The 16,934-nt window shown below is 66.4% G+C and carries 14 protein-coding genes and 1 pseudogene; 7 read left to right on the top strand and 8 right to left on the bottom strand.

Annotated features, from left to right (window positions below):
- Positions 1-131: 131 nt before the first annotated feature.
- From ON00_RS04895 to ON00_RS04870, 6 genes are all read right to left on the bottom strand, one after another.
- On the bottom strand, positions 132-968 hold the full coding sequence (locus ON00_RS04895) for an alpha/beta fold hydrolase (protein WP_010403625.1): 837 nt from the start codon (positions 966-968) through the stop codon (positions 132-134).
- A gap of 97 nt (positions 969-1,065) precedes the next feature.
- On the bottom strand, positions 1,066-2,031 hold the full coding sequence (locus ON00_RS04890) for an MBL fold metallo-hydrolase (RefSeq protein ID WP_010403622.1): 966 nt from the start codon (positions 2,029-2,031) through the stop codon (positions 1,066-1,068).
- A 102-nt stretch (positions 2,032-2,133) separates the two neighbouring features.
- Entirely contained in the window at positions 2,134-2,844 is a 711-nt protein-coding gene (locus tag ON00_RS04885) for an alpha/beta fold hydrolase (RefSeq protein ID WP_040601886.1), read from the bottom strand.
- Positions 2,845-2,954: 110 nt separating this feature from the next.
- On the bottom strand, positions 2,955-4,220 hold the full coding sequence (locus ON00_RS04880; RefSeq protein WP_010403616.1) for an adenosylmethionine--8-amino-7-oxononanoate transaminase: 1,266 nt from the start codon (positions 4,218-4,220) through the stop codon (positions 2,955-2,957).
- Positions 4,217-4,846: a dethiobiotin synthase gene (bioD, locus tag ON00_RS04875; RefSeq protein WP_010403614.1), complete on the bottom strand. Its 630-nt coding sequence runs from the start codon at positions 4,844-4,846 to the stop codon at positions 4,217-4,219. Before bioD ends, ON00_RS04880 begins: the two co-directional genes overlap by 4 nt.
- The gene (locus tag ON00_RS04870; RefSeq protein WP_010403613.1) at positions 4,847-5,968 is read right to left on the bottom strand and encodes an 8-amino-7-oxononanoate synthase; all 1,122 of its coding nucleotides are present in this window, start codon (positions 5,966-5,968) and stop codon (positions 4,847-4,849) included. It lies immediately after the preceding gene.
- Positions 5,969-6,251: 283 nt separating this feature from the next.
- Between ON00_RS04870 and ON00_RS04865 the strand changes: the two genes are divergently transcribed.
- The gene (locus tag ON00_RS04865) at positions 6,252-7,886 is read left to right on the top strand and encodes an ATP-dependent nuclease (RefSeq protein ID WP_211207106.1); all 1,635 of its coding nucleotides are present in this window, start codon (positions 6,252-6,254) and stop codon (positions 7,884-7,886) included.
- An 89-nt stretch (positions 7,887-7,975) separates the two neighbouring features.
- Here ON00_RS04865 and ON00_RS04860 read toward each other — a convergent pair.
- Positions 7,976-9,290 (bottom strand): annotated as a pseudogene (locus ON00_RS04860) (ABC transporter ATP-binding protein).
- 31 nt (positions 9,291-9,321) lie between these two features.
- The gene (locus tag ON00_RS04855) at positions 9,322-11,061 is read right to left on the bottom strand and encodes an ABC transporter permease (protein WP_010403611.1); all 1,740 of its coding nucleotides are present in this window, start codon (positions 11,059-11,061) and stop codon (positions 9,322-9,324) included.
- Between the two features lie 463 nt (positions 11,062-11,524).
- On the opposite strand from ON00_RS04855, the gene ON00_RS04850 reads away from it, so the two are divergent.
- The 6 genes from ON00_RS04850 (at position 11,525) to ON00_RS04825 (ending at position 16,926) form a co-directional block, all read left to right on the top strand.
- Entirely contained in the window at positions 11,525-11,860 is a 336-nt protein-coding gene (locus ON00_RS04850; protein ID WP_010403610.1) for a class I SAM-dependent methyltransferase, read from the top strand.
- A complete protein-coding gene (locus ON00_RS04845) occupies positions 11,857-12,108 on the top strand; it encodes a hypothetical protein (RefSeq protein ID WP_010403609.1) in 252 nt (83 codons plus the stop codon). The genes ON00_RS04850 and ON00_RS04845 overlap by 4 nt, the downstream gene beginning before the upstream one ends.
- A gap of 84 nt (positions 12,109-12,192) precedes the next feature.
- Positions 12,193-13,674 (top strand): TolC family protein, encoded by a 1,482-nt coding sequence (locus ON00_RS04840; RefSeq protein ID WP_010403608.1) that lies wholly within the window; start codon positions 12,193-12,195, stop codon positions 13,672-13,674.
- Positions 13,671-14,681, top strand: a complete 1,011-nt coding sequence (locus ON00_RS04835; protein WP_010403607.1) for an HlyD family secretion protein — start codon at positions 13,671-13,673, stop codon at positions 14,679-14,681. The genes ON00_RS04840 and ON00_RS04835 overlap by 4 nt, the downstream gene beginning before the upstream one ends.
- On the top strand, positions 14,678-15,814 hold the full coding sequence (locus ON00_RS04830; protein ID WP_010403604.1) for an ABC transporter permease: 1,137 nt from the start codon (positions 14,678-14,680) through the stop codon (positions 15,812-15,814). Before ON00_RS04835 ends, ON00_RS04830 begins: the two co-directional genes overlap by 4 nt.
- Positions 15,811-16,926: an ABC transporter permease gene (locus tag ON00_RS04825; protein ID WP_010403603.1), complete on the top strand. Its 1,116-nt coding sequence runs from the start codon at positions 15,811-15,813 to the stop codon at positions 16,924-16,926. The genes ON00_RS04830 and ON00_RS04825 overlap by 4 nt, the downstream gene beginning before the upstream one ends.
- The last annotated feature ends 8 nt before the right edge of the window (positions 16,927-16,934 follow it).

Raw genomic sequence — 16,934 nt, 5'->3', positions numbered from 1 at the left:
GGTGCTGTTCGGGCCGCAATGTCTGTCACGAAGCGTGCGATGCCCGATCCGCCGCACGCTCGCAATATGCGCGGGCGGGAACACGGGGAGGCGATCGTCGATCGTCTCCCCGTGCGATCAAACCGCCGCGTTCAGGCGCGCACGAAGGCGAGCAGATCGGGGTTGATGACATCGGCATGCGTGGTCAGCATCCCGTGCGGATAGCCCTCATAGATTTTCAGCGTGCCGTTCTGCAGCAGCTTGACCTGCAGCAGCGCGGCATCGGTATAGGGCACGATTTGGTCGTCATCGCCCTGCAGCACCAGCGTGGGCACGGAGATCGCCTTCAGATCTTCGGTCTGATCGGTTTCGGAGAAGGCCTTGATGCCGTCATAGTGCGCCTGTGCGCTGCCCATCATGCCCTGGCGCCACCAATTGTCGATGACGGCGGGGATCGTCGTTTCGTGGTCGCGGTTGAAGCCATAGAAGGGGCCGGCCGCAACATCGCGGAAGAACGCCGCGCGGTTCGCCGCGAGCGCGCTGCGGAAGCTGTCGAACACTTCGATCGGCGTGCCGCCGGGATTGGCTTCGGTCTTCAGCATCAGGGGCGGGATGGCGGCGACCAGCACCGCCTTGGCCACACGGCCCTGCGGCTCGCCGAACTTCGCGACATAGCGCGCCACTTCACCGCCGCCGGTCGAATGGCCGATATGCACCGCATTTTTGAGGTCGAGATGCTCGGCGACGGCAGAGGCGTCGGCGGCATAATGGTCCATGTCGTGGTTGCCGACCGCTTGCTCCGACCGGCCATGGCCGCGACGATCGTGCGCGACGACACGGTAGCCATTGGCCAGGAAGAACAGCATCTGCGCGTCCCAATCATCCGACGACAGCGGCCAGCCGTGGTGGAACACGATCGGCTGAGCATCCTTGGGGCCCCAGTCCTTATAATAGATCTGGATGCCGTCTGCGCTGGTTACATAGGCCACGATAGTCTCCGTTGGTTAGGCGAGACGGTGGCGGTTCGGGAGGTTGCCACCGTGCTGCGCCGGGGAAAAGCGATCGGCCGGTGCGGCGACGCGCGGGCTATTGCGCGCTGGCTGGGGTGGCGGGGACGGGGGTCCATTGCCACTCCTGCGCGGCCTTGCTGAGCGTACCGATGCCGGGGAAGTGCAGATGCGCCCCGGCGACCAGATAGTGGCGCTTCGCCGCATCGGCCATGATCGTGGCGCGCGATCGGGAGGCTTCGGCCTGCGACAGGTCGAACTTGATCGTCACCGCAGGGTCCTTCAACTGCACCACTGCCACGTGCATCACGTCGCCCCAGATGAGCAGCGTCTTGCCGACGCTCTCGACACGGTAGCCGGTATGGCCCGCCGTGTGCCCGGGCAGCGACACCGCCGTTACGCCGGGCGCAATCGTCTCGCCTGGCTTGAACGGCTTGACCCGGCCCGCCGCGCTATAGGGTGCGAGCGAGGCGGCCGCCGCGTCGAAGGATGATTGGACCGAGGCATCGACCTTGGTGAGGTTGGCCTTGTCGAGCCAGAAGTCGTGTTCCGATTGCGCCATGCGGATCGTCGCGTTGGGAAACACGCGCGCGCCGCCGACCGAGAGGCCGCCGACATGGTCGGGATGCAGATGCGTGATCAGCACCTCGTCAATATCCTCGGGCTTATAGCCCGCTGCCTTCAACGCGGTGATCGCGCGCCCGAGCGTCGGGCCGAAATAGCTGCCACTGCCGCTATCGACGAGAATGCGGCGCGACCCCGTGTCGATCAGATAGGCGTTGACCGAGGTGGGTTCGAGCGTGGGCGCATTCGCCGCCGTCAGGATTGCCTTCACTTCGCCGGGCGTCCGCTCCACCAGCAATTGGTCGGTCGGCAGCGAGAAGATGCCGTCCGACAGTGCGACGATCGTGAAGCTGCCAAGCTTCATCTTGTAGAAATCCGCTGGAGCAGCGGCTGCGGTGGGGGCGGCGTTCTGCGCATAAGCGACCGGCGCGACGGCCAGACTGGCGATCACTGCGGCAGATTTTAAAAAGCGAACGGTCATGGCGTTTCATCCGATTTGCTTGATCCGGCCTTTGGATCACCGACTCAGATTATAAGATCGGCATCGGTATGCCCATCCTCAAGACGCGCATCCCGTGATGGATCAGCGTGCCGCAGCGGTTGCCGCGACGGCATCCAGGATCACGTCGGCGACGGCATCGGGCATCGACAGCAACGAGAGATGGCTGGCCTTCACTTCGGTGGTCTTTGCGTTCAGAGCCGCGGCAGTCTCCCGCTCCAGATCGATGCTGACGACGCGGTCCTCGGTCGAGACGATGTACCAATTGGGGCGCGTATCCCATGCCGCCTGCGTGATCTTGTCGCCAAAGGTGCTGGCGGCGAGCGGCGGTTGCAGGATCGCGAGCGTGCGCGCTTCCTCCTCTGGCAAATCCTGCCCGACATCGTTCACCCAGCCTTCTGCGCTAAGCTTCAGGAAGCCGGTGCCGTCATCGGTGATATGCGCCAGCGCCGGGGGATTTGCGTGCGCCTGGACCTGTTCGCCAACGGTCTGCCCGGCCTTGGGCGCGAACGCCGCGACATAGACCAGCGCCTTTACCTTGGGATCGTTGCCCGCTTCGGTGATAACGGCACCGCCCGAGCTATGGCCGACCAGCACGACCGGCCCGTCGATCGCGTTCAGCGCGCGGCGCGTTGCCGCCACGTCGTCGGCCAGCGAGGTCGTCGGGTTCTGCACCGCGACGACGGGAATGCCCTTGCGCGTCAGCAACGGGATAACACGCTGCCAGCTCGATCCATCGGCCCACGCGCCGTGAACGAGGACGACGGTTGGGCTTTGCGGGGTAGTGGCGGTCATGGCGCGGACTCCTGACGAAAACGGTCCGCGCCTCATGCGCGCAAAGTCCGCGCGCATATTGGCGATTCCCAACATCATTTGCCGCTTCGTGCCCGATCGGGTCGAGGCGCTTATCTGCGGCGCGCCATTGCCGCCGCCGCTTCTGCGATCCCGGCGTAGAGTCGGTCGAGATCGGCGGCGTCGATGCAATATGGCGGCATCACGTATACGGTGGTGCCGAGCGGGCGTAGCAGCAGGTCGTTTTCGCGGAAATGCGCAAGCAGGCCGGGGGCGCGCTGCGAGAGATAGCCCGCACCCGGCTCATCCGCGAGATCGATCGCGGCGATGGTGCCGAGCGCGCGGGGGTTGGTGAAGCCGGGCAAAGCGGCGAGCGCGTCGAGACGCTGGCGTTGCCGGTGCGCGAGCGCGGCGATGCGGTCGCGGACCGGCTCGTCGCGCCAGATCGCCAAATTGGCGTTGGCGGCGGCGCAGGCGATCGGGTTGGCGGTGTAGCTGGAGGAATGGAAGAACATCCGCGCGCGGTCGGTCGAGAGATGCGCGTCGTAAACCGCCTCGCTCGCCATGGTGACGGCCAGCGGCACCGCGCCGCCGGTGAGGCCCTTGGACAGGCAGAGGATGTCGGGGACGACACCCGCTTGCTCGCACGCCAGCAGCGTGCCGGTGCGGCCCCAGCCGGTCATCACTTCATCGGCGATGAACAACACGTCGTAGCGCGCGCAGATCGCGCGCATCTCGGCCAGCACCCAGGCGGGGTAGAACAGCATCCCGCCCGCGCCGAGCACCAGCGGCTCGACGATGAACGCGGCGGGCGCTTCGCGGCACGCGGCCTCCAGCGCATCGAGCGTGGCTTGCTCGCGACCTACGGCGGGGAAGGGCAGCGTGCCGACATCGAACAGCAAGGGCGTATAAGGCGCGTTGAACACGCCGCGCGCGCCGACCGACATCGCGCCGATCGTGTCGCCATGATAGCTATGCTCCATCACCAGGATGCGGTGGGGCGGCGCGCCGCGATTGGCCCAGAAGCCGAGCGCCATCTTCAGCGCGACCTCGACACTGGTCGAGCCCGAATCCGAGAAGAAGATACGGGTGAGCGCGGGCGGCATGATCTCCAGCAGAGCGCGCGCGAGCGTTTCGGCGGGTTCGTGGGTCCAGCCCGCAAAAATGATCTGGTCGAGCTTGCCCGCCTGCTCGGCAATCGCGGCCATGATGCGCGGGTGGCAATGGCCGTGCGTCGTCACCCACCAGGAGGAAATGCCATCGATGATGCGGCGACCGTCCTCGGTGAACAGGGCCGCGCCTTCGCCGTGGGTGACGAGCGGGATCGGCTCGCAAAGGCCGTGCTGGGTGAAGGGGTGCCAGATCGGGGAGGTGCTCATTGGAAGTCGTCCACGTTGAAATGGGCGACAAACGCCGCTGCCAGCGTCTCCGCGTTGAGCGGATCGAGCCGGGGCAAGCGCCCGAGCCGCTTCACCCCGCCCAATTGCACGATGGTCGCTTCGGTGTCGGCATTCTCGTCGCCGATAAAGGCGATGCCGAGAAGGGGCACGCCGCGCTGGCGCAGCGCCTCGATCGACAACAGGCTGTGGTTGATCGTGCCGAGCGCGGTGCGCGCGACCAGCACCACCGGGCAGCCCCAGCGCGCGAACAGATCGGCAAAGACCAATTCCCGCGTCACTGGCACCAGCACGCCGCCGGCCCCCTCCACCACTAGCGGGCCGTTGACCTCGGGCGGGGTCAGCCGCAGCGGATCGATCGTCACGCCGTCAATCTCGGCTGCGCGGTGCGGCGAGCAGGGGGTGGCGAGGCGATAGGCCTCGGGCAGGATGTGCGACGCGGGTACGCGCGAGAGCGCGGCGACGCTGTCGCGGTCGGCGCTGGGGTCGAGCCCCGCCTGCACCGGCTTCCAATAGTGCGCGTTCAGCGCGCCCGTCAGCGCGGCGGCGAACACGGTCTTGCCGACATCGGTGTCGGTGCCGGTGATGACGATTGTTTCGGGGTTCATTCAAGCCAACTCCAACAGCGTCTCCGCCAGCGCGGCAATTTCCGCTTCGCCGACATTGAGGGTGAGCGACACGCGCAGCCGCGCGGTGCCGGGCGGCACCGTGGGCGGGCGGATGCCGCGAATATCGAAACCGGCGGCCTGCAGCGCCGCCGCCAGCCGCATGGTGGGGGCGTCCTCGCCAATCACCAGCGGCAGGATCTGCGATCCGGTCGGGGTGACGCCGCACGGCGCGAGTGTGCGCTCGGCAAAGGCGATGAGCGCGGTCAGCCGCTCGCGGCGATCGGGCTCGTCGGCGAGGATGCGCAGGCTTTCGCGCACCGCGCTGGCCATCAGCGGCGAGGGCGCGGTCGAGAAGATGAAGGCGCGCCCGCGATTGACCAGAAAATCGCGCATCGTGCGCGGGCCGCAGAGCAAGGCGCCTTCACAGCCCAATGCCTTGCCGCAGGTGCGCAAGGTGATGACGTTTTCGGCCCCCTCCAGATCGGCGGCGAGGCCGCGCCCGCCCGGCCCGAACACGCCGGTTGCGTGCGCCTCGTCGATCAGCAGCATCGCTTCGTGTCGCGCCGCGACCGTTGCCAGATCGGCGAGCGGGGCGCGGTCGCCATCCATGCTGTACAGGCTTTCGACCGCGATCCACGCGCGACCGGTGCCGCCGCGCCGCCGCCAGTCGGCGATCGCCTGATCGACGGCACCCGCGTCATTATGCGGTGCCGCCACGCTTTCGGCGCGGGCGAGGCGCATCCCTTCATGCGCGCTGGCATGGATCAGCGCATCATGGACGATCAGATCGCCGCGCTGCGGCAGCGTGGACAGCAAGGCGGCATTGGCGGCATAGCCGCTGGAGAAGAACAGCGCGGATTCACTGCCGAAAAAGGCGGCGGCTTCGGCTTCGAGCGCTTCATGCTCGGGATCGTTGCCGCGCAGCAGCCGCGACCCGCCCGACCCGATCGCCACCCCGCGCGCCAGCGCCGCCGCCACGGCCTCGCGCAAGCGCTGCGCGCAGGCGAGACCGAGATAGTCGTTGGACGAAAAATCCAGCCCGGTGCGGGGTTGCAGGCGGCGGAGCCGCGCGGCGGAGTCGAGCGCCCTCAGGTCGTTTTGATGCGGTTCGAGGAGAGTCATGGGGGGCGCTATAGCGAGGCTATGCGCTGATGCACGAGCGTGGTGTGGTTTTTTGGTGGGGTGGGTGGGGTATAGCGTCCCGCGTTCACGGATGAGGCGCGGCGGCGGGCTATTGGGTCGACCGAGCGGGGGACGAAACCGTCGCTTCCGAACAAGCTGTCTAATGTCTGTTTTTGACACAAACGAACGTTCGGCGCTTACTGCCGATTTCGAGGGGTGACTGTTCAGACATGTCGTGTAACGGTGTTGTAAAATGAACTCGGGGGGTGGCGTGAGACTTGAATTGATCAGAATCGAAAAGTTTAAGCGGATCGACACCATTGATCTGCCGCTAGCAGACCTCAACATTCTTGTAGGGTCCAACGGGAGCGGGAAGTCGTCGATCTTGCAAGCTCTACATTTGGCGTCGTGCCTGATGCGTCAAGCTGACCGCATCCGCGCTGCGTCGACGGCGATGGTCCGTGTGGCGGACCTCGATTACTTGCCTTCTGATGAGTACTGGCGGCTTGGCCATGGCGCACCTTGGGGCAACCGAGCCGACAGTCCATCGTCGAAGGTGTTCTTCGTTTTCAAGGATGGTGATGGAGCGGCGACGACGGCCCATCTTGAGATGCGATCCGCCCGTAACGCCGGTATATCGGTTCAAGGTGAACTGCCTGAGGTGGTCAGGCACCAATTTCGAGGTGCCGAAACCTTTTTCAGCGGGTTTATTCCGGGGATATCCGGCATTCCGAACGTCGAGCAGAAAAACTCGAAGCGAGTGGTGCTGAAGGCATGCTCTTTCGGTGACTCAAATGTTTATCTGAGAAATGCTCTCGATCTTCTTTCTCAGACAGAAATAAATCAGATAGAAGTTTGGCTAGAACCGTTGTTGGGTCAAATGAAACTAAAGGTTAAATTTGACGAAGCTGCAGACTTTGATATCCACGCAGAGGCAGAAATTGCCGGAATGTCAATGCCTCTTGAGCTTTTGGGGACAGGATTTCTGCAGCTTATACAAATATTTTGCTACATATTGCTCTTTAAGCCAAAAATACTGCTCATCGATGAACCGGACATTCACCTTCATCCGAGCGTACAGGAGCAATTGGCATCTGCTCTTCTTGAAATCGCTCGCGCGCAGGACATTAAGATCGTGATGACCACCCATTCACCTTTCATTGTCAGAGGTGCCCCAGCGGACACGAACGTAGTCTGGCTGGCGGAGGGACAAAAGAAAACGGATGATCGATCGATCGTCGAGTTGGCGCTGGGTTGGGGGGCGTTCGGGAAGAAGGTCATCGTCGTCAGCGAGGATGCGAAGAACGATCACCTTAAAAAGCTAATTGGTCAATGGCCCGAAATCGAGCGTGCGGTCACGGTTTTGCCGGGACGCGGATACAAGCACCTCCTCACCAAAGACGAGGCCGTCGAGCTTCGTGCATCACTTGGCAATAAATTTAAGGTCCTAGTCCATCGGGATAGAGATTCTCTCAGCGACGAAGAAGTGGTCGCTCTTAAAGACGATTATTCGAGCGATGGCATCCGTCTCTGGGTGACTGACCAATCCGATCTAGAGGCTGAATTCTGTGACCCGAACTTCTTGTCCTCTTTGACCGGAGAGACGTTAAACGTCTGCGAAGCATGGGTTGCAGAGGTGCTCGCTCAGAACCAAGCGACCATAACCGAACAATTCGTTTCGCAGCGCGCAGCCCATAATGGCGAACTTCACAAGGCAGGCGGCGGCCCAACGAACGATGATGTTTGGACTTCATTCCAGACGCGCTCCCTAAAAGGCGCCAAAGGAAAAACCGTGTTCAAGCAGCTCAAGAACAAAGTTCCCGACAGAAAATTCTCCGACGCATCGGTTCTTGGTCACATCGGTTTTCCTGAGCGCGCAGCGAGCCTCAAGGCGAATCTCCAAGATCTTCTGGCTTAGGGATGCTGGAGCACGCCGCTTGTCAGCATCAACGCTTGGATCAATAGTCACGCACCTCGGTGATCCAGTACGCCCCACTCAATATGGCATCACACCGCGTCATCCAGCGAGAAGCGATCGTCATCCTCGTCATAGGCGAAGACTTCGGCATAGCGGCCCCACAGGGTGACCGTGCGCAGCGTTTCCTCGGCATAATCGGGCGACATATGGTCTTCCAGTTCGTCGCGGAAGCGGCGCGCGGGGGCGGCGTGGCCGGCGCGTTCGTCGAGCACGCGCTTGATGTGTTGGGCGAGCGGCACATGCGCGAGCAGGGCTTGCGCGAACAGCGCCTTGCGCGTGTCGACATCGGCCTCGGCATAGCGGCGGGCCGAGGGGGTGAGCTGGATGTTGGCGCCCTGCAATTCGGCAAAGCGCAGCAATTGCAGCGTTTCCGCCATCGGGAACAGTTCGTCGATTTCGAGCTGGAGCTGGTCGGCGAGGTCAGCCATCGCCGCGCGACCGTTGAACGGGCTGGCATCGACTTCCTCGATCAACCCCGCCAGCGAGTTGGTCGAGACGCGCGGCAGCACCATCTGGATGCCGGTGCCGGGGAACACGCCGTCGCGCGCCGGTTCGGGCGCGGCGCGCGCGGTCATGCGCGCATAAATGTCATCGACCAGCGCGCGGAACGGCGGGGAGCCGGTCGCGCGGCTGTGGCAGATCGACCTTGATCTCGGCGGCGACGCGGCCTGGGTTGGACGAGAAGACGAGGATGCGGTCGCACATCAGCACCGCTTCCTCGATATTGTGCGTGACGATCAGGATCGACTTGATCGGCATCCGCCCTTCCGCCCACAGATCGAGCAGATCGGTGCGCAGCGTTTCGGCGGTGAGCACGTCGAGCGCGGAAAACGGCTCGTCCATCAGCAGCAGCGAGGGGTTGACGACGATCGCGCGCGCCAGGCCGACGCGCTGGCGCATCCCGCCCGACAGTTCCTTGGGATAGGCGTTTTCGAAGCCGTCCAGCCCGATCAAATCGATCGCGGCGAGCGCGCGGGTGCGGCGTTCCTCGGCGGGGACGCGCTGCGCCTCCAGCCCCAATTCCACATTCTGCAGCACCGTCAGCCACGGGAAGAGCGCGAAGGTCTGGAACACCATGCTGACGCTGGGGGCGGCGCCATGTTCATCGGGGACGAAATCGATCGCGCCTTCATCGGGGCGGATCAGCCCGGCGATCGAGCGCAGCAGCGTCGATTTGCCCGAGCCCGAGCGGCCGAGCAGCCCGACCACTTCATTTTCGCGCAGCGTCAGGTCGACATCGTCGAGCACGAGCAGCCCGCCGCTGCCGACCTTGCCGTAACGGTGGGTGAGGTGTTCGACTTTCAGCAGCGTGTTGGCGGTGGCGGTGCGGGCGAGGGTGGCCATGGTCCGGGTCCAGTCTCTTGAAGGTCGAAGGTCAGGCGAGGCGCAGGCGGCGGTCGGCATAAGCGTAAAGCGGCCGCCACAGGAAGCGGTTGAAGCCGATCACGAAGATCGACATCACCGCGATGCCGAGCGTCACGCGCGGGAAATCCCCGGCGGTGGTGGCCTTGGCGATATAGGTGCCAAGGCCGTGCGCCTCGAGCCGCTCGCTGCCCCAGGATACCGCCTCGGCGACGATGCTGGCGTTCCACGATCCGCCCGAAGCGGTGAGCGCGCCGGTGACATAATATGGGAAGATGCCGGGGATGGCGAGCGTGCGCCACCATTGCCAGCTGCGCACGCGGAACATGCCCGCCGCCTCGCGCAGATCGTTGGGGATGGCGCTGGCACCGGCGATGACGTTGAACAAGATGTACCACTGCGTGCCCAGCACCATCAGCGGCGACAGCCAGATGTCGATGTTCAAATGCCAATGCACGATCGCGATGACGGCGAAGGGGAACAGCACGTTGGCGGGGAAGGCGGCGAGGAACTGCGCGACCGGCTGCAGCCGTTCGGCCCAGCGCGGGCGCAGGCCGATCCACACGCCGATCGGCACCCAGACGAGGCTGGCGAGCGCGATCAGCACCAGCACGCGCGCCATGGTGATGAGGCCCAAGCCGAAGGCGGTGAGGGCATCGTGCCAGGCGAGGTGAGCGGCGACATAACCGATCACCAGCCAGGCGGCGGCGAGCAGCGCGGCGGCGACCAACGCCAGCCACAGGATCTGGCCGAGCGGGCTGCGCGCTTCGCGGCGTTCGGATCGTTGGCCCCGGGCCGGACGGCGGTCGACTGCCATCAGCAAGCGGCCGAGCGCGGTGAACGGGGCGAACAGCACCGGCAGCAACTTGGTGCGGCGGAACAGGTCATAGGCCCAGCTTTGCGGGCCGTCCTGCGAGGCGGTCTGTTCGAAGCGGAAGCGATCCGCCCAGGCGACGACGGGGCGGAAGACGAGCTGGTCGTAGAGCAGGATCACCACCGCCATCGCCGCGACCGCCCAGCCGACCGCGCGGAAATCCTGCCGGTCGATTGCCAGTGCCAGCCACGATCCGATGCCGGGCAGCATGATCCGGGTGTTGCCGACGCTGATCGCCTCCGACGCGACGACGAAGAACCAGCCGCCCGACATCGACATCATCGCGTTCCACACCAAGGACGGCGTGGCGAAGGGCAGTTCGAGGCGGATGAAGCGCCGCCACGGCGACAGCGCGAAGCCGCGCGAGACTTCCTCCAGGTCGCTCGGCACCGAGCGCAGCGACTGGTAGAAGCTGAACGCCATGTTCCACGCCTGGCTGGTGAAGATGGCGAAGATCGCGGCCAGTTCGACGCCCAGTTGCTGGCCGGGGAAGAGCCCCATGAAGAAGGTGACGGTGAAGGTCAGGAAGCCGAGGATCGGCACCGATTGCAGGATGTCGAGCGCAGGCACGATGACCATCTCGGCGCGCTTGCTCTTGGCGGCGAGCGTCGCGACGACGAAGGTGAAGACGAGCGACGCGGCGAGCGCCGCAAACATGCGCAGCGTGGTGCGGAGAGCATAAGCGGGCAGGTTCCACGGATCGAGCGCGACCGGGTCGAGCCGGAGTTGCGACAGCGGCTGCGCGACACCCTCCGCCCCGCGCACGATGAGCACGCCGAGCCCGGCGAGCAGCAGGAAAGCGATGGCGTCGGCCCAGCTCGGCGTCGTGACGCGCCAGTAGCGCGAAAAGGGCCGCACACCCCGGGCAATCTGGGGCATCTCACGCATTGTCTCACCTCACACGGGCGGCCGTCGACGACCACCCGGGGCGAGACTGATCGGATCAGGCTCGGCCGGGCGCCCCCGACGGCGCATATTGTCGACTACTGTCGCTTGGCATTTGCTTGTTTGATCCTGAGTGTCGGCGATTCGACCGACGTCGGGCGATTGCTCCCGCACTGCACCATTGTCAATCGCGGGCTGGGCGGTGTTTTCTGATCGGTGCGCTTTATGGATTCTTCACGGGAATAGGGCGGGATCGACCGGGACTTTTTACGGCGTGGGGGCGCATTCCGCTGCCACCATGACCCACCTTTCTGAACATAGCATTGGCGGTCCCCGGCGGCGTTTGCGGACGCAGCCGCATCGAGCCGCCATCGCCCCCCGCTTGCGGTGTCGCGATGCGCGCTGGCCGGCGGTCGCCGCGGCATTGTCCGCCTTGCGCGCGACGAGAAGGTGCAGCGTGCGCATCGTCGATACCGATTGCGGCACGGGGACGTTGCTGCTGTGCGCGGCGCGCCATGCCCGTGCGCTGGGCTTTACCGCGATCGAGGCACTGGGGATCGACGACGCGCCGGGGCTGGTCGAGCGCGCCCGCGTGGCGGCGCGCGGGGTGCGCGATCCGGCGATCGGCCTGACCTTCGAGACGCGCGATCTGGCGAGCGCGCTGGGCGACGAGGCCGATTTTCCCGCCGACATCGTGCTGTGGCACGGCGCGGCGGGGTGCAGTTGCGATGCTGTGCACGCGGTCGAATGTGCCGGGCGCACGCTGATCGCCGAACCGGCGGTGGCGGCATGACGCCGCGCGATCGCGCGTGGCGCGGAGTCGGCGTGGTTGCGTTCCTGTTCGCCGCAGGCGTTGGGCTGGCCGATCGGCTCGATGGCGGCAGCTTGCTCGCTTTGCCGGCCTTTGCGCTGGCGCTGATCGGGCTGGTGCTGATCGTGCAGGGCAAGCGCGTCGCTGCGGCCGTGCGGGTCGAGCGCAGCCGTCACCGTACCTTGGTCGCGGCGATCCGCGCGCAGCGGGCGGCGCGCACCCGGCGCTGATCCCGATGCGCGTTTGTACGTGACATCGCTTTTGCGAGCTTGGTATGCGCCGTCCTCGACAAGGGTTTCGCGGGGTAAGGGCGCATGGCAGGAATCGGGCGATGGCCGATCGCGATCGCGCTGGTGTCGTTCAGCCCGTCGAGCGCGTTCGCGCAGACCGCGCTCAGTTTCGATGCGGCGCAGGCGCGCTACGATCGCAGCTCGCACACCGTCAGCGCGGCCGATCACGGCGTTGAGGCGGCGCGCGCGGCCGCGGATGCGGTGCGCACGCTGCACCGGCCGATCGTCACCGCTTCGGTGCAATATCTCGAATATCAAAAGACGCTGTCGGTCGATCTGAGTGGGCCCAAGGCGACCACGCTCGGCAATACGCAGGATTTCCTGGCGTCGCTGCCCGCGACCGTGCCGCCCGCCTATCAGCAAATCGCCGCCGACATCACCGGGCGGCTGTCGCAGGCGCTGCCGGGGCTGTTCGAGGCGATCCCCGACCAGCTCAGCTATCGCTTCCGCGACGATGTGCTGCGCCCGACGGTGCAGGGCGCGCTGCCGCTGTATAGCGGCGGCGCGATCCCGGCGATCCAGCGCGCGGCGCAAGGCGGGGTGGCGATGGCCGAGGGGCGGCGCGCGCAGGCGCTCAATCTCGCGCGGATCGACCTGATCCGCGCCTATTTCGGACAACAGGCAGCAGCGGGCTTGCTCGAGTCCGCGCGGCGCAGCCGTGATGCGCTCGACGCGGTGCTGTCGGATTCGCGCAAGCTGGAGGCGGCGGGGGTCATCCCGCACGCGCGCACGCTGGAGGTGGAGGTGGCGCGCGACACCGCCGAGCGCGTCTATCAGCGCGCCGATTTGTCGTATGCCAGCGCGCGCGACGATCTGGCGCGGCTGCTCGATCTGGAGACGGGCGTCGCCCCGACTACGGCGCTGTTCGTGCAGACGCGCCCGCTTGCGCCTGCACAGGCGTTCCTCGGCAATGAAGGCAATGTGCCGGAGGCGCGCACCGCCGATGGCGGGCGGCAAGTCGCCGATGCGGGGGTTGCGTTGGCGCGCTCGCAGCGGCTGCCGCAGGCTTATGCCTTTGGCGAATATAATTTCAACCAATCCAACGCCTTGCCGATCGAACCCGATTGGACGGTGGGCGTTGGCGTGCGCTACACGATCTTCTCCAATATCGGGCGCAAGCATAGCGAGGACGCCGCCCGCGCCACTGCGGCGGCTGCCGCCGACACCGCCGCCGAAGCGCGCAAGACCGCGACCGGCGCGACGATGCGCGCCTACAATCTGGTCGAGGCGGCGCGGCGGTCGTTCGTGCTGCTCGACAGCAGCATCACCGCCGCGCGCGAGAATCTGCGGGTGCAGACGGTCGCGTTTCGCGAAGGCGAGGGGACGGCGACGCCGGTGATCGCGGCGCAGGCGGCGCTGGATGCGGCCGAGGCGCAGCGCATTTCGGTCGCCTATGAATATGATCTGGCGCTGGCCGGGCTGCTGGCATCGTCCGGGCGGCTTGACGAATTTAGCGGCTATCTCGCGCGCGCCGACCAGCGCCTTGTCTATGGAGCCGGGCAATGACCGATACCGCATCCGAAACCCCCGCCCCAAGCCGCCGCGCGCGCACCCTGCTCTATGTCGGGCTGGCGGTGGTCGCGGTGATCGTTGCGGTCGGGCTGTTTCTCGCGAGCCGCCCGGCGCCGGAGCAGATTCAGGGCATGGTCGAGGCGGACAGCGTCAATGTCGCGACCAAGACACTGGCGCGGGTCGATCGGTCGTTGGTCGATGAGGGCGCGCGCGTTGCGGCCGGGCAAGTGCTGGCGACGCTGTCCAGCCCCGAGCTCGGCAATGCCGAACGCCAGGCGCAAGGCGCGCTCGATACCGCGCGGGCGCTGCAGGCGGTGGCGCAAGCGGGCGCGCGCAGCGAGGATGTCGGGTCGCTGCGCGCGATCTGGCAATCGGCGCAGGCTGCCGCGACCCTCGCCGCCACATCGAGCAAGCGCGCGGATACGCTCTATGCTGAGGGCGTGATCGCCGCGCAGCGCCGCGACGAGGCGCATGCCGCGCGCGACAGCAGCATGCGTTCGGCCGAGGCGGCGCGGCTGCAATATGAGAAGGCGCTGGCGGGCACGCGCAGCGAAGACAAGCAGGCCGCCGCCGCGCAGGTGCGCATCGCCGAGGCGGGTCTTTCGACCGCGCAGACGCTGGTGGCGGAGACGAAGCTGGTCTCGCCGATCGCGGGCGAAGTGGCGCGCAAGCTGCTGCAACCGGGCGAGATCGTCAGCCCGATCCTGCCCGCCTATCAGGTCACCGATATCGATCATCCCTGGGTCGCGATCACGGTGCGCGAGAGCCAATATGGCGGACTGGCCGTGGGGCGCGTGCTGACGGGGCACGTCCCCGCGCTCAACCGCGATGTGCGTTTCCGCGTTGCCTATATCGCGCCCGAGGCCGAATTTGCCACGATCCGCGCGACGCGCCAGTCGAGCGGCTATGACGTGCGTTCCTTTTCGGTGAAGCTGCGCCCGGCCGAGCGCGTGCCGGGGCTGCGGCCGGGGATGAGCGTGCTGTTCGACTGGCCGCGATGAGCGGGCTGCGCCGCGCGCTCTGGGCCGAGCTGGCGCACCTGGCGCGCGACCGGTTCGACCTGGCGTTGCTGACCGTGCTGCCCTTGCTGTGCCTGGTGGTGATGGGCGGGATGCTGTCGGGGGGATCGCCCAAAGGGCTGGGCGTTATGATCGTCGATCAGGACCATAGCGCCGCGTCGCGCGGGGTGATCCGTGCGATCGAGGCTTCCGACGCGGTACGGGTGATCGGCGTGGGCAGCGATCTGGCCGAGGCCTTCGCGGCGGTGCGGCAGGAGCGCGCGGTCGCGGTGGTGGTGTTGCCGAGCGGGCTGGGCGATGGCCGTGCGCGTGCCGTGCCGCGGGCGGTCGAAATCTTCTATCAGACCGCGTTCCTGTCAACGGGCGTGCTGGCATCGACGCGGTTGCAGCTTGCGGTTGCCGCCGAACTGGCGGCGCAGGCCACCGCGCAAGCCGGGCTGGGCGGGGTGCGCTTGCTGCGCGCGCCGCTGCCCGGTGTGCAGGTGACCTTGCTCGGCAATCCGGGCGCGAGTTTGGAATGGTATCTGGGGCTGCTGATCGGCCCGGCGGTGCTGCATTTGCTGATCGCGGTGACCACGGCGGCATCTTTGGGGCGGGAATTGGAGGACGGGTCGCTGGCCGCCTGGGCGCGCCGGGTTGGCAATCCCGCGGCGGCGCTGGTCGGGCGGTTCCTGCCGCATGTCGCGCTCGGGATGCTGTGGCTGTGCCTGTGGCTGCTTTGGCTGACGCTGGCGCAGGGCTATCGCTTCGATGGCGCGATCACGCTGGTGGCGGTCGGCGGGGCGTTGCTGTTCGTCGGCACGGCGGCGGTCTCGGCGCTGTTGATCGCGCTGACTGGGGAAATCGCGACGAGCTTGTCGGCGAGCGTGATCTATGCCGGATCGGCGCTGGCCTATTCGGGCGCATCCTTGCCGCTGACCGGCGGCATCCTGTTCGCGCGGGTGTGGAGCAGCGTGCTGCCGCTGACGCATTTCGTCGCGCTGGAAATGGACCAGGCGATTGGCGTGACGCTGGCGACCTGGGCGCAGCAGGCGGCGGTACTGGCGCTGGTGCCGCTGCTGGCGGGCGGGGCGGCACTGCTGGTGATCCGCCGCCAGGCGCGCCGCGCGGCATGAGCTTCCGCCGGGCCTTTGAGGGGGCGCTGCTCGAAATCCTGCGCACGCGCGATCTGGTAGCGGTGGCGGTGATTTCGGTGCTGTTCTACGCGTTTTATTATCCCGCGCCTTATGCGCATCAGGTGGTCGAGCGTTTGCCGATCGCGGTGGTCGATGCCGACCATAGCGCGCTGTCGCGCGGCATCCTCCAGCAGCTTGCCGCCGCGCCCGAAGTGACGATCGCCGCAGAGGTGCCGGATATGGCGGCGGCGACCGCATTGGCGCGCACGCGCAAGGTGGAGGGCATTTTGCTGCTGCCGCAGGGTCTTGCCAGCGGGGTCGCGTCGGCGCGGCCGGGGGCGGGGATCGCCTTGTGGCTGAACGGGGCCTATCTGCTGCGCGCGGAAGGCGTCGGCAAGAGCATTGCCAGCGCGATCGCCACGGTCGTGCAGCAGCGGCTGGCAGGCTTGTCGCTTGGGCAAGGCGTGCCGCAGATTTCGGTGATCCCGCGGCCGCTGTTCAACACGACCGAGGGCTATCGCGACTATGTTTTTCCGGCGGTCGCCAATGTCATCCTTGAACAGACACTGCTGTTCGCGGTGGCGCGGCTGATTGCCGAGCGGCGGCGCAAGGGGCTTTGGGTGCGCGGTGGGCGGGCGTTTGCCGGGGTGTGGGCCGGGTGTGCGACGATCGGGACGCTGGCTGGAGGCCTGTATTTCGGGCTGGTGTTCTGGGTGCAGGACATTCCGCATGGCGGCAATCTGCCTGCGCTTGCGCTGGTGGTGCCGCTGTTCGCGGCGACCGTGTCGGCGCTGGGGATGCTGGTCGGCAGTCTGGTGCGCAGTGGCGATGATGCGCTGAAACTGCTGATCCCGACCTCGATCCCGTTCGTGTTCCTGTCGGGCTTTGCCTGGCCGCTGGTGGCGATGCCTTTATGGGTGCAGGCGCTGGCGTGGACGATCCCGGTGACACCGGCGACGCATCTGTTCGTGCCGCTCAACCAGATGGGCGCGTCGCTTGGCGAAGTGCGCGGGGCGCTGGCGGTGCTGGTGGCGCAACTGGCGTGCTTCGGAGGGCTCGCGGCGCTGCGCCTGGCGCGGCGCGGAGCGATTGGGCGCGGTGCGGCCGTCTGACCCGTGCA

Origin of the sequence: Sphingomonas echinoides ATCC 14820 (assembly GCF_000241465.1) — a bacterium.
Taxonomy (GTDB): domain Bacteria; phylum Pseudomonadota; class Alphaproteobacteria; order Sphingomonadales; family Sphingomonadaceae; genus Sphingomonas; species Sphingomonas echinoides.
Note: the sequence above shows the minus strand (reverse complement) of the source record. Positions and strands in the feature narration are given on the sequence as shown.

What these genes read in the sequence shown, in the direction of transcription:
- bioD (WP_010403614.1), bottom strand. Translation starts at nt 4,846, where the DNA reads ATGAACCCCGAAACAATCGTCATCACCGGCACCGACACCGATGTCGGC.
- ON00_RS04830 (WP_010403604.1), top strand. Translation starts at nt 14,678, where the DNA reads ATGAGCGGGCTGCGCCGCGCGCTCTGGGCCGAGCTGGCGCACCTGGCG.
- ON00_RS04840 (WP_010403608.1), top strand. Translation starts at nt 12,193, where the DNA reads ATGGCAGGAATCGGGCGATGGCCGATCGCGATCGCGCTGGTGTCGTTC.
- ON00_RS04835 (WP_010403607.1), top strand. Translation starts at nt 13,671, where the DNA reads ATGACCGATACCGCATCCGAAACCCCCGCCCCAAGCCGCCGCGCGCGC.
- ON00_RS04880 (WP_010403616.1), bottom strand. Translation starts at nt 4,220, where the DNA reads ATGAGCACCTCCCCGATCTGGCACCCCTTCACCCAGCACGGCCTTTGC.
- ON00_RS04845 (WP_010403609.1), top strand. Translation starts at nt 11,857, where the DNA reads ATGACGCCGCGCGATCGCGCGTGGCGCGGAGTCGGCGTGGTTGCGTTC.
- ON00_RS04825 (WP_010403603.1), top strand. Translation starts at nt 15,811, where the DNA reads ATGAGCTTCCGCCGGGCCTTTGAGGGGGCGCTGCTCGAAATCCTGCGC.
- ON00_RS04890 (WP_010403622.1), bottom strand. Translation starts at nt 2,031, where the DNA reads ATGACCGTTCGCTTTTTAAAATCTGCCGCAGTGATCGCCAGTCTGGCC.
- ON00_RS04870 (WP_010403613.1), bottom strand. Translation starts at nt 5,968, where the DNA reads ATGACTCTCCTCGAACCGCATCAAAACGACCTGAGGGCGCTCGACTCC.
- ON00_RS04885 (WP_040601886.1), bottom strand. Translation starts at nt 2,844, where the DNA reads ATGACCGCCACTACCCCGCAAAGCCCAACCGTCGTCCTCGTTCACGGC.
- ON00_RS04855 (WP_010403611.1), bottom strand. Translation starts at nt 11,061, where the DNA reads ATGCCCCAGATTGCCCGGGGTGTGCGGCCCTTTTCGCGCTACTGGCGC.